General features: G+C 69.0%; 13 protein-coding genes. All 13 read left to right on the forward strand.

The window, feature by feature from the left end; genetic code table 11:
* Positions 1-243 precede the first annotated feature (243 nt).
* The 13 genes from AC0NZN_RS09705 to AC0NZN_RS09765 all read left to right on the forward strand — a co-directional run bounded on the left by AC0NZN_RS09705 (position 244) and on the right by AC0NZN_RS09765 (position 14,298).
* Positions 244-1,530 carry an ABC transporter substrate-binding protein gene (locus AC0NZN_RS09705; protein WP_474592092.1) on the forward strand — a complete coding sequence of 429 codons (1,287 nt, stop codon included), beginning with the start codon at positions 244-246 and terminating at the stop codon, positions 1,528-1,530.
* Between the two features lie 64 nt (positions 1,531-1,594).
* The gene (locus tag AC0NZN_RS09710; RefSeq protein ID WP_474592093.1) at positions 1,595-2,548 is read left to right on the forward strand and encodes a carbohydrate ABC transporter permease; all 954 of its coding nucleotides are present in this window, start codon (positions 1,595-1,597) and stop codon (positions 2,546-2,548) included.
* Positions 2,549-2,551: 3 nt separating this feature from the next.
* Positions 2,552-3,394, forward strand: coding sequence for a carbohydrate ABC transporter permease (locus AC0NZN_RS09715; RefSeq protein ID WP_474592094.1), 843 nt, complete (start codon positions 2,552-2,554; stop codon positions 3,392-3,394).
* Between the two features lie 6 nt (positions 3,395-3,400).
* A complete protein-coding gene (locus AC0NZN_RS09720) occupies positions 3,401-4,918 on the forward strand; it encodes a family 43 glycosylhydrolase (protein ID WP_474592095.1) in 1,518 nt (505 codons plus the stop codon).
* Complete coding sequence (locus AC0NZN_RS09725; RefSeq protein ID WP_474592096.1) at positions 4,915-7,722, forward strand: hypothetical protein; 2,808 nt, start codon at positions 4,915-4,917, stop codon at positions 7,720-7,722. Before AC0NZN_RS09720 ends, AC0NZN_RS09725 begins: the two co-directional genes overlap by 4 nt.
* The gene (locus AC0NZN_RS09730) at positions 7,719-8,090 is read left to right on the forward strand and encodes a nuclear transport factor 2 family protein (protein ID WP_474592097.1); all 372 of its coding nucleotides are present in this window, start codon (positions 7,719-7,721) and stop codon (positions 8,088-8,090) included. Before AC0NZN_RS09725 ends, AC0NZN_RS09730 begins: the two co-directional genes overlap by 4 nt.
* A gap of 12 nt (positions 8,091-8,102) precedes the next feature.
* Complete coding sequence (locus tag AC0NZN_RS09735) at positions 8,103-8,897, forward strand: TIM barrel protein (RefSeq protein ID WP_474592098.1); 795 nt, start codon at positions 8,103-8,105, stop codon at positions 8,895-8,897.
* Entirely contained in the window at positions 8,894-10,438 is a 1,545-nt protein-coding gene (locus AC0NZN_RS09740) for a GMC oxidoreductase (RefSeq protein ID WP_474592099.1), read from the forward strand. The genes AC0NZN_RS09735 and AC0NZN_RS09740 overlap by 4 nt, the downstream gene beginning before the upstream one ends.
* A gap of 129 nt (positions 10,439-10,567) precedes the next feature.
* Positions 10,568-10,963 carry a C-glycoside deglycosidase beta subunit domain-containing protein gene (locus AC0NZN_RS09745; protein ID WP_474592100.1) on the forward strand — a complete coding sequence of 132 codons (396 nt, stop codon included), beginning with the start codon at positions 10,568-10,570 and terminating at the stop codon, positions 10,961-10,963.
* Complete coding sequence (locus AC0NZN_RS09750) at positions 10,960-12,063, forward strand: sugar phosphate isomerase/epimerase family protein (RefSeq protein WP_474592101.1); 1,104 nt, start codon at positions 10,960-10,962, stop codon at positions 12,061-12,063. The genes AC0NZN_RS09745 and AC0NZN_RS09750 overlap by 4 nt, the downstream gene beginning before the upstream one ends.
* Entirely contained in the window at positions 12,060-13,103 is a 1,044-nt protein-coding gene (locus AC0NZN_RS09755) for a sugar phosphate isomerase/epimerase family protein (RefSeq protein WP_474592102.1), read from the forward strand. Before AC0NZN_RS09750 ends, AC0NZN_RS09755 begins: the two co-directional genes overlap by 4 nt.
* Complete coding sequence (locus AC0NZN_RS09760) at positions 13,096-13,872, forward strand: nuclear transport factor 2 family protein (RefSeq protein WP_474592103.1); 777 nt, start codon at positions 13,096-13,098, stop codon at positions 13,870-13,872. Before AC0NZN_RS09755 ends, AC0NZN_RS09760 begins: the two co-directional genes overlap by 8 nt.
* Before the next feature lie 9 nt (positions 13,873-13,881).
* Positions 13,882-14,298: a C-glycoside deglycosidase beta subunit domain-containing protein gene (locus AC0NZN_RS09765; RefSeq protein ID WP_474592104.1), complete on the forward strand. Its 417-nt coding sequence runs from the start codon at positions 13,882-13,884 to the stop codon at positions 14,296-14,298.
* Positions 14,299-14,306 lie beyond the last annotated feature (8 nt).

Raw genomic sequence — 14,306 nt, forward strand, 5'->3', positions numbered from 1 at the left:
TACCGTGGGGCGCTGGTGAGCCAACTGTATCAGCCGGGCTGATGCGCCATGTCGGGCCTATCGTCGGCCCGGATCGCCGCGCCCGCGGAACGCCGCGCATCCTCAGGGACCGACTCCCGCGCAGGGTTATGTCTGATATCCAAACAACTTATGTGTGTTTTCGGCGCATCGCGACGATACTGGAGAAACAGCACCGGACACTCGGACGAACGAGTGTCGACGACGAAGTCAGAAAGGCTGGACATGACACAGCACCGTTCGTGGAAGCGGATCGGCCTGCTCGCCGCCCCGCTGGCCGCGGGAGCACTCATCCTCGCCGGCTGTTCCGGCAGCAGCACGGCCAGCGGACCCGAACCGCAGACCATCTCCTACGCCTTCGGCGCGACCAACGACCAGGACAAGGCCGCTTACACCAGCCTCGCCAACAACTATGAGAAGGCGCACAAGGGCGTCACGATCAACACCGTGAACCTGCCGTCGGAAAGCTACGCCAGCGCCCTCGCCACGCGCGTGCAGGGCGGCAACGCCCCCGACACGTTCAACGCAGAGGGCGGCATCGGCCAGGCCAACTCGATCATCCCGTGGGCGAAGGCGGGCCTGCTGCTTCCCCTCGGCAACGACGTCGAGCGGAACCTCCCCGACTCGCAGAAGGACCTCTGGGTCTACAACGGCAAGGCCTATGGTGTGCCGCTCGGCACCCAGGCCAACGGCGTCATCTGGAACGACGAGTTGGCGAAGTCGGTCGGCGTCAACGTCGACGCATCCACCAGCCTGGATGACATCATCGCGCAGTGCGGTGCCGCGCGCTCTCAGGGCAAGTCGATCTACGGCCTCGCGGGCGCCGCCCCGCCGAACACGGCGTTCCTCGCCGTCGGCATCGCGACCTCCACGGTGTACGGTCCGGACAAGAACTGGAACGAGAAGCGCACCAAGGGCAAGGTGACCTTCGCAGGCACCAAGGGCTGGCACACCGCCCTGGAGTCCATCAAGGCGATGTTCGACGCCAAGTGCTTCCAGGACGGTGCGCAGAGCGCCGGCTTCGACGCCCTCACCAACGGCGCGTCGCAGGGCAAGATCCTCGGCTTCTTCGCACCGAGCGGCGCGGCGAAGCAGATCATGGATGCCGCGGGCGGCCACGTGAAGCTCGTCATCCAGCCCATCGCCGCACCTGGTGGAACCAAGACCTATCTGTCGGTCAGCGCCGACCAGAGCGTCGCCGCCAGCGCGAAGACGAAGAGCCCCAAGCTCTCCACGGACTTCCTGAAGTACATCCTGTCGGGCGAGGGCCAGCAGGCTTACTCCACGCTGGTCGGCACCATCCCGATCGGTGCGAGTGCCTCGACGACCCTGCTGCCGCAGTACCAGCCCGTCAAGGAGCTGATCACGCAGGACGACGTGCGCGGCTACCCGCCCACGGGCTGGTCGAACGCGAAAGTGTACGCCGACCTCGGGAGCGGGGTGCAGGGCATCCTGACCGGCCAGATGACGGTGGACCAGGTGCTCAAGCAGATGGATTCCGACTGGGGTTGATCCGGATGCGCCCGGCGGCCGGCCATGATGGCCGGCCGCCGGCACGGAGGATGGGAGTGACGCGATGGTGACGCAGATGGTGACGGAGACTGAGGCGATCACGACCGCGCGGTCGGTCGGGCGGGGACATCCCGGCGGTCCGCGGACGAAGTCGTATCACGTGCGGCTCGGGTCGTGGTGGTGGGCGCTGCCCGCCCTCGTGCTGGTGGTCGTCGTGATCTACGCGTCGACGGTCGCGGGCGGGTTCTACGCGTTCACGAACTGGACGGGTGTGGGCGATTGGGACTTCGTCGGCCTGAAGAACTTCGTGAAGATCTTCCAGACCCCGGAGCTGGTCGGATCGCTGTGGAACACGCTGTTCCTCGCGTTCGGGTTCCTGGTGTTCACGAACATCTTCGGTCTGCTGTTCGCGCTGGCCCTGAACCGCGGGCTGAAGTCCCGCTACGTGCTGCGCACCCTGGTGTTCATGCCGGTCGTCGTGAGCCCGATCGCGGTCTCGTACATCTGGAAGTTCATCTTCGACTACAACGGCCCGCTCAATCAGTTCGTGTCCGCGTTGGGGATGCCGAAGCAGAACTGGCTGGCCAGCCCCACCCTCGCGATCTGGTGCGTGCTGGTCGTCCTGGTGTGGCAGAACATCGGCTTCATCATGGTCACCTACCTCGCGGGGCTTGCGACCGTGCCGATGGAGATGGAGGAGGCCGCCGCCATCGACGGCGCCGGCGCGTTCCGCCGCTTCCGGTACGTGGTGCTGCCGATGATCCAGCCGTCGGTCGCGATCGCGACGACGCTCACCCTGATCCAGGGCCTGCGCGTCTTCGACCAGGTCGTCGCCCTCACCAACGGCGGCCCGGCCGGCGCGACCCAGACCCTGGCGCTCGAGGTCTACAACTGGGCGTTCACCTACCAGCAGTTCGGGTTCGGCGCCGCTCTGGCCCTCGTCCTGAGCCTGCTGATCCTGATCATCTCGATCGGCCAGCAGTACGCGACGCGCGACCGCTCGCAGAAGGAGGCGTGACCCGTGTTCCGCTACACCCGGAAGACCCTGACCATCGAGGTCATCACGATCCTCGCGACCGCGGTCCTGCTGCTGCCGTTCTGGATCCTGCTGATGGGGTCGTTCAAGACCCTGCCGCAGATCCTCGAGACGCCGGCCGTCGCCCCGCCCACGCAGCCCACGCTCGACAACTTCGTGCAGCTGCTCTCCCCGTCCTCCGGCTCCTCGGGCAACATCTGGGCGGGCCTGGCATCCAGCGGCATCATCACGGTCGGCAGCATCCTGCTCCTCGTGATCCTCGGCTCGCTCGCCGCCTACGGCATCGCCCGCTCCACGAGCCGCTGGTCGCGCCGCTCGTTCTACCTGTTCCTCGTCGCGATCATCCTGCCGACCCAGCTCGGCACCCTGCCGCTGTACATCGGCGCGCGCAATGTGGGACTCGTCGGCAACCCGTGGGGCATGATCCTCATCTACACCGGGATGCTGCTTCCCCTGTCGGTGTTCCTCTACGCGAACTTCTTCCGCAACCTCGGCCTCGAGTACGAGGAGGCCGCGGTCATCGACGGCGCCAACCGCTACCAGGTGTTCTGGCGCATCGTGTTCCCGCTCATGTCGCCCGCGACCGGCACCGTGTCGATCCTCGCCGGCCTGATCGTGTGGAACGACTTCTTCACCTCCCTGATCTTCCTCAACGGCACCCCCTGGCAGACGCTGCCCGTCGTCATGTACAGCTACGTCGGCTCGCTCGTCTCGCAGTGGAACCTGATCTTCGCGATCGTCATCGTCTCGATGATCCCGATCCTCGCGTTCTACGCCTTCGCGCAGAAGAAGTTCATCCAGGGCTACGCCGGCGGACTCAAGGGCTGATCCGGGATGATCGAGACCGCCCGATCCGCCCCCGACCTCGGGGACGGACGCTTCCGCAACCCCGTTCTGCCCGGCGATCGGCCGGATCCGAGTGTCCTGCGCGTCGGCGACGACTACTACCTGACGCACTCGTCCTTCGACGCCTCGCCCGGGCTCATGATCTGGCGCTCGCCGGATCTGGTCAACTGGACGTTCGTCACCAGTGCGCTGGACAAGCCCGTGAGCACGGTCTTCGCTCCCGACCTCGTCGAGCATGGCGGCCGGTACTACATCTACATCCCGTTCATCCCGAGCCCCTGGTCGGACGCCATCGACTCGGCGCAGGTGTGGGTCATCCACGCCGACAGCCCCGAGGGGCCGTGGAGCGAGCCCATCTTCACGGGAATCACAGGGGCGATCGACCCCGGCCACGTGGTCGGTGAGGACGGCGAGCGCTACCTCTTCGTGAACGGCATCCGCCGGTGCCGGCTCTCGGCCGACGGCCTGGCGGCCGTCACTGAACTCGAGGCCGCGTATGACGGCTGGCGCTACCCGGACGAGTGGGTCACCGAGGCGTATGCGCTCGAGGGCCCGAAGTTCTTCCGACGCGGGGAATGGTTCTATCTCGTCAGCGCCGTCGGCGGCACCGGGGGACCGGCGACCGGGCACATGGTGATCGTCGCGCGCTCGCGCTCGGTGCTCGGCGCATGGGAGAACTCGCCGCACAACCCCGTCGCCCGCACGTGGAGCGCCGATGAGGCGTGGTGGTCGCGCGGACACGCCACGATCCTCGAGGGACCGGACGATCAATGGTTCATGGTCTCGCACGGCTATGAGAACGGCTACCGCACACTCGGGCGCCAGGCTCTGCTCGAGCCGATCGAGTGGACAGAGGACGGCTGGCCGGTAGCGCCGGCACGCGATCTCGGCGCACCGCTGCCGCTCCCGTGTCCCGGCGCAGAGCCGACGGCCGTGCCCGCGCCCTCTGACGACTTCGCCGCCCCCGCGTGGGGCGAGCGCTGGGTCTTCGACAACCCGGGTTCGCACGAGCGGTCGCGCGCCGTGTTCGCTGACGGACTCGTGCTGGCCGGCAAGGGCACCGGCCCCGCCGACTCGTCGCCCCTCACGACCTGGTCGATGGACCGCGCGTACGAGGTGGAGGTCGAGCTCGAGACCTCGGGCGAGGCGCTCGGCGGCCTGCTCCTCTCCTTCAACGACCGCCTCTTCTACGGCATGGGCTGGGATGGCGAGGGCATGCAGAGCTATGCGGGCGGCATGCGGACGCATTGGCAGGAGCCCGTGGAGCCCGGTCTCGTCATTCAGCTGCGCCTGCAGAACGACCACCACATCGTGACCGGCTGGCACCGGCGCCCGGGCGGAGAGTGGCAGCGCCACGGCGTCCGCTACGACACCTCGGGGGCGCACTCCGCGACCATGAACGATCTGAAGAGCCTGCGCCCGGCGCTGTTCGCCGCGGGCGATGGCGAGGTCGTGTTCCGGCGATTCCGCTACCGGCCGCTGAGCGAGCGGAGTGCCGAGCGATGACCCTGAAGCGACTGCGCGACGCGGTCACCGGAGACGTGCCGAACGCGATCATGCCGCTGTTCTGGCAGAAGGGCGGACCGGTCGAGGTGGTGCGCGAGGAGATGGAGCGCATCGCGGATGCGGGCATCGGCGCCGTCATCCTCGAGGCTCGTCCGCATCCCGAATTCCTCGACGAGGGCTGGTGGCGCGATGTCGACGCCGTCCTCGAGATCGCGCGCCGGCGCGGCATGAAGGTCTGGTTCTTCGACGACGACACCTTCCCCACCGGGCACGCCGCAGGTACGGTCGCGACGGCTCCGGCGGAGCTGCGGCGCCGGTTCCTCGTGGAGCGGCACACGGATGCTGTCGGGCCCGCCGTCGGCGCGTCCTTCATCGTCGACCGGAGGCAGTTCTGGGGGCCCGCCGCATCCCTCGATCCCGGCGAGCTGCTGCGGGTCATCGCCTACCCGCGCGCCCAGGACTCGGACGAGCTCATCGGCGACCCGATCGACCTCACCGACCGGGTCGTGGACGGGGTCATCCACTGGGACATCCCGGACGGCTGGTGGCGCGTCTTCTTCCTCTCCGTCACCGCCGACGGGGGCAGCGCACCGCATGCGGACCACATCGACTACCTCAACCCCGACTCCACCGAGCTGCTGATCGAGAACGTGTACGAGCGCATCCATGGCCGGTACGCCGACGAGTTCGGCCGCACGATCGCCGGCTTCTTCAGCGACGAGCCCGGGCTCTACAACGACCCCGACACGTTCGACTTCGGCTCGCAGCTCGGCAAGCCCGTGCCGCTGCCGTGGAACGACCGCATCCTTCCGCTTCTGGACCACGCGCTCGGCGACCCGCTGGTGAGGCTGCCGCTGCTGTGGGCGCCGGGGCGTGGCGCGGAGCGCCGGGTGCGGTACGCGTTCATGGATGCCGTCAGCCGGCTCTACTCCGACAGCTTCAGTTGCCGGCTGGGGGAGTGGTGCCGCGCGCACGACGTCGAGTACATCGGGCACGTCATCGAGGACAACGGCGCGCATGCGCGCCTCGGCCCCGGCGCCGCGCACTACTTCCGTGCGATGGCCGGGCAGGACATGGCCGGCATCGACATCATCGGAGGACAGGTCGTCCCGGGCTTCGCGCGCGGACCGTTCGGCAACATGTCGGGCGCGGCCGACGGCGACTTCTTCCACTTCGGACTCGCGAAGCTCGCCTCCTCCGCCGCGCACCTCGACCCGCGGAAGCGCGGACGGGCGATGTGCGAGACGATCGGCGCGTACGGCTGGTACGCGGGACTGCGCCTGTTCACGTGGCTCACGAACCACCTGCTGGTCCGCGGCGTCACCCACATCGTGCCGCACGCCTTCTCGCCCGCACCGTTCCCCGACCTCGACTGCCCGCCGCACTTCTACGCGCGCGGCGAGAACCCGCAGTACCGCCACCAGCACGTGCTGAGCGCGTACACGAACCGCCTCAGCCACCTGCTGCAGGGCGGCGCGCACATCGCGCCGTTCGCGGTGCTGTACCACGCGGATGCGGAGTGGCTCGGCGAGGCGGAGCCCTTCGAGCGTCCACTGCGGGCGCTGATGGAGGCGCAGCTGGACGCCGACGTTCTCCCCGGCGACGCGCTGGCCGCCGCATCCGTCGACGGGGCGGCGCTGGTCGCGGGAACCGAGGAGTACGACGCGCTCATCGTGCCGGGATCGGCGTTCCTGCCGTCCCACCTCGCGGACGAGCTGCTGCGGCTCGACGATGCCGGAGTGCCGGTCGTCTTCGTCGACAGCGTCCCCGAGGTCATCGACGGGACGGCCGAGTCGTTGCGGGCGCGGTTCCGTGCGGTTCCGCTCACGGAGCTGGTGGATGCCGTGTCCGGCATGACCGACCGCGCCGTGCGCGTCTCGCCCGCTGCGCCCGCGCTGCGCGTGCTGCGGATCGACCACGGCGACGCCGACGTCGTCATGCTCGTCAATGAGTCGGTGCGCGACCGTGTGCGGGCAGCCGTCACCGTGCCGCGCGCGGGCGAGGTGGTGCGGTTCGATGCGTTCTCCGGCCGGCTCTCGGCCGTGGCATCCCGGATGTCCGCGCTCCGCGCCGGAAATCCGGCGAATATCGGGCGTTTGGGCCTGGAAAGCCCGATATCCGCCGGATCGCCGATTCTGCGCGGTTCGTCGACCGTCGGTGATCCGGCCGGAATCGGGCGTTTCGGCTCCGAGAGCCCGAATTCCGCCGGATTGCCGACGACCGCGGGAGCGGCCGTGCTCGAGGCCCCGGGGCCGGCGGAGAACACCGTGGAGATCGACCTCGCCCCCGGGGAGGCGCTCGTGCTGCTCGTGGGCGACCCGGTCGCCTGGGAGGGACTGCCCGTCACCCCTGCCGTCACAGCGGGCGAGGCGCATCCCCTGGCCCTCTCGTGGAGCGTGTCGACGGCGACCGCGAGGGAGTACCCCGACTTCACGCCGTGGGGCGCCCTCGACGAGCTCGTACCGCTCGACCGGCCGGGGCTGCTGCCCCGGTTCAGCGGCACGCTGCGGTACACCGCATCCTTCGCGTCCGACGCGAGGGGACCGGCGCGCCTCGACCTCGGCGCGGTCTTCGAGCTGGCCAGCGTGCGCCTGAACGGTGTCGACCTCGGCACGCGCATCGCTCCGCCGTACGTCTTCGACGTGCCGTCCGGCATTCTGCAAGCCGACAACAACCTCGAGATCGAGGTCGTCAACACCCTCGTGAAGGCGGAGCCCGACTTCTTCTCCGCGTTCGCCCAGCAGGAGCCGACCGGCCTTCTCGGGCCCGTCAGCCTCGCCGCGCTCCGAGAGGACGACGAATGACCGACCGTCGCGCCGCGTTCGAGCAGTTCTGCGACCTCTTCTACACGCAGAAGCGAGTGGGGGATGCGTTCGCCCTCCTGGTCTCGGACGACTACATCCAGCACAACCCGACGATCGCCGACGGCCCCGCGGCGGCGGTCGAGATGCTGACGCCGAAGTTCGACGGCTCACCCGATGCGCGGTTCGAGATCCAGCGCATCCTCGTCGACGGCGATCTGGCGATGGTGCACGTGAGAGCTTCCCGACCCGGCGCGCCCGACGCCGCGGTCGCGGACATCTACCGATTCGAGGACGGCCGGATCGTCGAGCACTGGGACGTGCTTCAGCAGGTTCCCGTGCATGCCGCCCACGACCACCCCATGTTCTGAAGGAGGACCCCCATGTACGAGCTCGCACCCAACATCGAGCTGCTGTTCACCGAGGCCGGCGACTACCACGACCGCGTGCGCGCGGCGGCCGCCGCGGGCTTCACCGCCGTCGAGATGTGGGGGCCGACGGGTGCCGACGCGCCCGCGACGCCCAAGGACCTCCCGGCGCTGAAGGCGGCGCTCGAGGAGACCGGAACGAAGCTCACGGCCCAGCTGTCCGAGCCCCGCACCCAGTTCATGATCCCGCCATGGGACCACTCGGAGTTCTACCGCAAGCTCGACGAGGGTGTCGCGATCGCGCAGGACCTCGGCTGCCCCCGCATCGTCGTCGGAAGCGGGACGGGCTTCGGGGGCTGGAAGCGCCAGGTGCAGCTCGACAAGCTCATCGAGATCTACCGGAAGGCGATCGCGCAGATCGACGGATCCGGGATCACGCTGGCCCTCGAGCCGGTCAACGTGCGGGTGGACCACCCGGGCTCGCTGCTCGACCGGACTTCCGAGGCCGTATACGTCGCACGCGGTGTCGACTCGCCCTTCTTCGGCGTGCTGTACGACATCTACCACTCGGCCGTCGAGGGCGAGGATATGGCCGCCGAGCTCGCGAACGCCGGCGGTCTCGTCGTCTACGTGCAGCTCGCGGACGCCCCCGGCCGCGGCGAGCCCGGCACGGGGAGTCTCGACTGGGCGGAGCGCCTCGGCATCCTGCGCGGCTCCGGCTACGACGGGCCGATCGGCCTGGAGTACTACCCGACCCAGGAGTCCGCCGCATCCGTCGCCCTGATCCGAGAGCTGGCGGTGTCCGCGTGAGCCGCTACCCGGAGTCCGTCGACGTCGCCATCGTCGGCAGTGGTCCGACGGGCGCCGTGTATGCCCGCATCCTCAGCGAGCAGGCGCCGGAGGCGATGGTCGCCATGTTCGAGGTGGGCCCGACGGTGTCGGACCCGCCCGGTGCGCACGTGAAGAACATCGAGGATGCCGTGACCCGCGCCGCGGCGCAGCACCGGTCGCAGGGGCCCGGTGCGGAGGCCGCGACCGTGAACGGTCCGGGCGCCGTGAAGTCGGGCGACCGCATGGCACGGCCCGGCACGTATCTGCTCGACGAGGGCTTCGCGTTCCCCGGCGAGGACGGCCTGCCGGTCGCCGCATTCTCGAGCAACGTCGGCGGCATGGGCGCGCACTGGACGGGCGCGTGCCCGCGCCCGGGCGAGAGCGAGCGCATCGCGTTCCTGGACGACCTGGACGAGCTGCTGGACGAGGGCGACCGTCTGCTCGGCGTCACGACGCACGCCTTCGACGGCGCGCCCTTCACCGAGCTCGTGCGCGATCGCCTCGCGGCAGCCGTCGACTCCGGGCGCCCGGCCGACCGGCGCGTCCAGCGCATGCCGCTCGCCGTGCACCGCCGGGAGGACGGCCGTCTTGTGTGGTCCGGCTCGGACGTCGTCTTCGGCGACGTCACCCGCCGGAACCCGAACTTCGCCCTGCTCGACGACTCGCTCGTGACCCGCGTGCTCCTCGACGGCGGCCGGGCGGCCGGCGTCGAGGTGCGCGACCAGCGCACCGGAGAGGTGCACGAGGTGCGAGCCCGCTTCGTTGTCGTCGCCGCCGACGCGCTGCGCACGCCGCAGGTGCTCTTCGCCTCCGTCATCCGCCCCGCGGCACTCGGTCGCATGCTGAACGACCAGTCGCAGGTCGTGTTCGCCTCGCGGATCCGGGATGCCGCCCCCGGCGGGTCCGCTCCCGCCGCTCCTGCTGGTCAGTCGGACGAGAACGACATCGTCGCCGGCGCGCTCAGCGAGCAGAGCGGCGTGAGCTGGGTGCCGTTCACCGATGCCGAGCCGTGGCACGGCCAGATCATGCAGCTGGATGCCTCGCCCGTCCCGCTCGCCGAGGACGATCCCGCCGTTCCGGGGTCGATCGTGGGCCTCGGCCTGTTCACCGCGAAGGACCTGCAGTGGGACGACCGCGTCGAGTTCTCGGACGAGGAGACGGATGCATACGGCATGCCGGCGATGAGCCTGCATTACCGGCTGACCGCGCGCGACCGGGAGGTGCTCGACCGCGCCCGCGCGGAGATCGTGCGTCTCGGCAAGGCGGTGGGGGAGCCCATCGACGAGCGCCCGTTCACGATGCCCCTCGGTGCCTCGCTGCACTATCAGGGGACCGTGCGGATGGGGTCGACGGATGACGGCACCAGCGTGTGCGGTCCCGACAGCGAGGTGTGGTCGGCCCCCGGCGTGTTCGTCGCCGGCAACGGCGTCATCCCGACCGCCACGGCCTGCAACCCGACGCTCACGTCGGTCGCGCTCGCGGTCCGCGGCGCCCGCCGTATCGCGCACGAGCTCGCCTGACCCGGTCGGTGAGCGAGCGTTCCCACCGCCGCATAAGAGGCATCGATGACCGGCATCCGGCCCGCGATATTGCTTATGTCGATTTACAACAATAGACTGCAGAAACAAGATTTAAGTCGAGGAGGACTTGTGATCCCCGATCGCATCATCGAGCAGGGAACGCTCCGGACGGATGGGTCTCGCGCCGCCGTCGAGGTGCGCATCCCCTGGTATCGGGCACTTCCGGCATCCTGCATCGCGGGAGCCGGGCTGACGATCGACGGCGTGGCCGCCCCGGCCGACTCCCTGCGCTGGGAGATGAACGGCCGCACCCGCACCTTCGCCGAGATGATCGACGACGTCGACGAGTGGTGGTTCCCCATGGACTCCGCCGTGCTCTCCGGAGACCTGCCCGTCGACCCGAGCGCCGAGCACGAGGTGAGCGTCGATCTCACCCTGTACATCCCCTACATCGTCATCGGCGAGAACGAGGTGCTCCACATCGAGGAGCACGACAGCAAGAGGATGAAGGCGGTGGCGGCATGACGCTCGGAACCCCGATCCAGGGCGTGACGCTGTACAGCTTCACGCGTGCGTTCCACGGCCGCGAGTACGACCTCGAGGGCCTGATCCGCAAGGCCGCGGCCGAGGGCTTCGGCCCCGGCCTCGAGATCATCGGCTTCTCGAGCTTCCGCGGCTTCCCCCACATCGACGACGCGTACGCGGACTGGTTCCGCGCCCTCATCGCCGAGACCGGTCTCGTGCAGACGTCGCTCGCGATCAACGCCGACATCGGCATCCACCGCGATCGCCTCCTGAACCAGGACGAGCTGATCGAGTACATGCGCCGCCAGATCGAGGCCGCTGCGAAGCTCGGCTTCCCGATCGCGCGCGTGCAGATCTCCATCGAGCCGGACTCGATGGAGGCCCTCGCGCCGGTGGCCGAGCACTACGGCGTCACCCTCGCGCTCGAGGTGCACGCCGACCAGTACGCCTCGCATCCCCGCATCCGGGCCCTGCGTGATCGCTTCGAGAAGGTCGGCTCGCCGTTCCTCGGTTTCACGATGGACTGGGGCGCCACGACGGTCGGCTTCGCGCCGTCGCTGATCGAGGCCTACCGCCGCCGCGGCGCATCGGAGGTGCTGCTCGGCAGAGTCGTCGACCTGTGGAACTCGTACTACGAGCAGGGTCCGCCGACGGACCAGCAGGATCACGCGCAGCGCATGGGCGCGTTCATCCGCCTCGCGGCCGAGAACGGCCGCCCGGATCTCGGCATCGACTTCGGCATCAACGGCACGGGCCTGTTCGGTCCCGCGCGGGTCGACGACTGGCTGGCGATCATGCCCTGGGTCACGCACGTGCACGGCAAGTTCTTCGGCATCGACGACTCCGGCGAGGAGCCCTCGGTGCCCGTGCGCGACCTCGTCCGCCTCCTCGTGGAGAACGGCTACAACGGCGCCATCTCGAGCGAGTACGAGGGATGGCACTGGAACCACTGGCAGTCGCCCTTCGAGATCATCGCGGGCGAGCAGAAGGTGCAGCGCTCGGCTGCACAGGACGCCGGAAGCCGCATGGTGACGGATGCCGCGGACGCCCGCGCGCAGCTGAAAGCCTGGCTGCCCGACACAGAAGGAGCACGCGCATGACGACCGACGGGATCGCCGGAACCGGCATCGAGCTCGGCACGACCCTCTACTCGATGACGAGCGAGTTCGCCGCCGGGCTCTACACGCCCGAGACGCTGATCGCGGCCGTGGCCGAGAACGGCATCGGACCGGGTGTCGAGTTCAACATCGCCCAGCTGCTGCGGACGTACCCGGACGTCGACAGCGACTTCGTGAAGCTGTGGTTCGACTCGCTCGAGAAGTACGGTCTGGAGCCGAGCGCGGTGGGCACCAACCTCGATATGGGCCGCCGCAAGGACCGCGACATGACGCCCGACGAGGAGCACGACTTCCTCGCCCGGCAGCTGAAGACCGCGCACACCCTCGGCTTCACGCGCGTCGTCATCCGGTCGGCGGGCCGGGAGCTGCTGCGCAGCCTCCTGCCGCTCGCCGAGGACTACGACCTGCGCCTCGGCTACGAGATCCACGCGCCGCAGGGCCCGAACGACCCGAAGGTGCTCGGTATCCGCGAGCTGTACGACGAGCTCGGCAGCGACCGCCTCGGCTTCACGGCCGACTTCTCGTCGACCATGCACAGCCTGTCGCCGACGCTGCTCGCGCAGCTGGCCAAGATGGGCATGGACGAGAAGCACTTCGTCGTGATGGACGAGATCTGGCACGAGCCGACGCCTATGCACGTGCGCAACCAGAAGTTCGAGGACTATCTGACCGCACAGGGTGTCGACCCGCTGCGGTTCGGCCCCTTCACGCGTCTGGCATTCAACATGCACGGTCTCGTGCCGCCGGAGGAGTGGCTCGACATCATGCCGCAGATCTTCCACGTCCACGCGAAGTTCTACGACATCGGCGCCGACGGCGAAGAGCCGGCGATGGACATCCCGCGCATCGTCCGCCAGTTCGTGGAGGGCGGCTACCGGGGCTTCCTCTCGAGCGAGTGGGAGGGGCACGCCTTCCAGGACCTCGGCGAGGCCGACCCGATCGACCTCGTGAAGAAGCAGCACGCGCTCATGCGCCGTGCCATCGAGGAGACCGTGGCCGCGAGGGAGCAGGCGAATGTCTGAGGGCGCAGCATCCGTCGCCCACCTCGTGGCCGAGCTCGCCCGGTTGCGCGAAGAGGTGGCCGATGCCCGGCGCCTCGCCCAGCGTGCCGAGGACCGCGGCCAGGTGGAGAACCTCTTCAACCGCTACATGTACCTGCACAACGCGTTCCAGGACGAGCAGATCATCCCGCTGTGGGTCGCGGAGGGCACGGAAGGCATCCGCGCCCGCTACACCAACGCCGGTCAGTACACGACGTGGGAGAGCGTGACCCGCTACCACCGGGATCGGCCGGCGCCTGAGGGCAAGCTCATCCTGCACGCGACGACCACGCCCGTGATCGAGGTCGCGGCCGACGGCCAGACAGCGAAGGGCGTGTGGCTGATGGCCGGCACCGAGTCGGGACTGACCGATCCTGCGGTCGCCGAGGCGTTCCCCGACATGTACTCGCCCGACGAGGTGCTCGGCAAGAAGGTCTGGGCGCACTGGGTGTGGTGCAAGTACGCGATCGACTTCCTGAAGCAGGACGGCGAGTGGAAGCTCTGGAAGTTCCGCTGCTACGAGCTCGCACGCGCTCCGTTCGAGGAGAACTGGGTGAGCTTCGGCCTGAAGAACCAGGGCGCGTTCGACCTCGACCTCATGTACTTCGGAGATGACGGCAAGCCCGTGTTCATGCCGCCGGCCGACGAGCCCGTTCCGAGCACGAACCACCCCTACAGCCCCCAGACCGTGCAGAGGCTCGAGCCCGCCCCGCCGGCTCCGCACGACACGTTCACCGACACCTTCGCGTAAGGAAGCGCCATGGCAACCCACAACTCCCTCTTCTCCGAGAAGGACGTCACCCGGCGTCCCGACGGCATCGCGGTGTCGGTGCAGCTGCCCTGGTACCGCAGCCTCTGGCTCTCCGCGGTCGACGGCGTCGACGCGACCGTCAACGGCACGGCGATCCCGCGCGACCGCCTGCGGTTCGAGCTGAACGGACGGTCGTACCGGATCGAGGAGCTCCCCGAGCAGTGGGACACCCTCTGGTTCGTCGCCGATCGCCCGGATGTCGTGATCCTGCTGGACCAGGTGCCCGGAGCGAGTGAGAGGCTCACCGTCGAGGTGGTGCTCACGATGCGTCTGCTCTACATGCAGATCATGCCCGGCCAGGACGGCGGCCCCGGCCGCTACGTGACCAACCGCGTCCCGGTGGAGCGAGAGGTCGTGCTGTCGTGACACTGCGC

The sequence above is a fragment of the Microbacterium sp. sgz311019 genome, assembly GCF_056135325.1.

Coding starts and splice junctions, on each gene's coding strand:
- AC0NZN_RS09730 (WP_474592097.1), top strand. CDS start 7,719: ATGACCGACCGTCGCGCCGCGTTCGAGCAGTTCTGCGACCTCTTCTAC.
- AC0NZN_RS09750 (WP_474592101.1), top strand. CDS start 10,960: ATGACGCTCGGAACCCCGATCCAGGGCGTGACGCTGTACAGCTTCACG.
- AC0NZN_RS09720 (WP_474592095.1), top strand. CDS start 3,401: ATGATCGAGACCGCCCGATCCGCCCCCGACCTCGGGGACGGACGCTTC.
- AC0NZN_RS09755 (WP_474592102.1), top strand. CDS start 12,060: ATGACGACCGACGGGATCGCCGGAACCGGCATCGAGCTCGGCACGACC.
- AC0NZN_RS09760 (WP_474592103.1), top strand. CDS start 13,096: ATGTCTGAGGGCGCAGCATCCGTCGCCCACCTCGTGGCCGAGCTCGCC.
- AC0NZN_RS09705 (WP_474592092.1), top strand. CDS start 244: ATGACACAGCACCGTTCGTGGAAGCGGATCGGCCTGCTCGCCGCCCCG.
- AC0NZN_RS09725 (WP_474592096.1), top strand. CDS start 4,915: ATGACCCTGAAGCGACTGCGCGACGCGGTCACCGGAGACGTGCCGAAC.
- AC0NZN_RS09735 (WP_474592098.1), top strand. CDS start 8,103: ATGTACGAGCTCGCACCCAACATCGAGCTGCTGTTCACCGAGGCCGGC.
- AC0NZN_RS09710 (WP_474592093.1), top strand. CDS start 1,595: ATGGTGACGCAGATGGTGACGGAGACTGAGGCGATCACGACCGCGCGG.
- AC0NZN_RS09765 (WP_474592104.1), top strand. CDS start 13,882: ATGGCAACCCACAACTCCCTCTTCTCCGAGAAGGACGTCACCCGGCGT.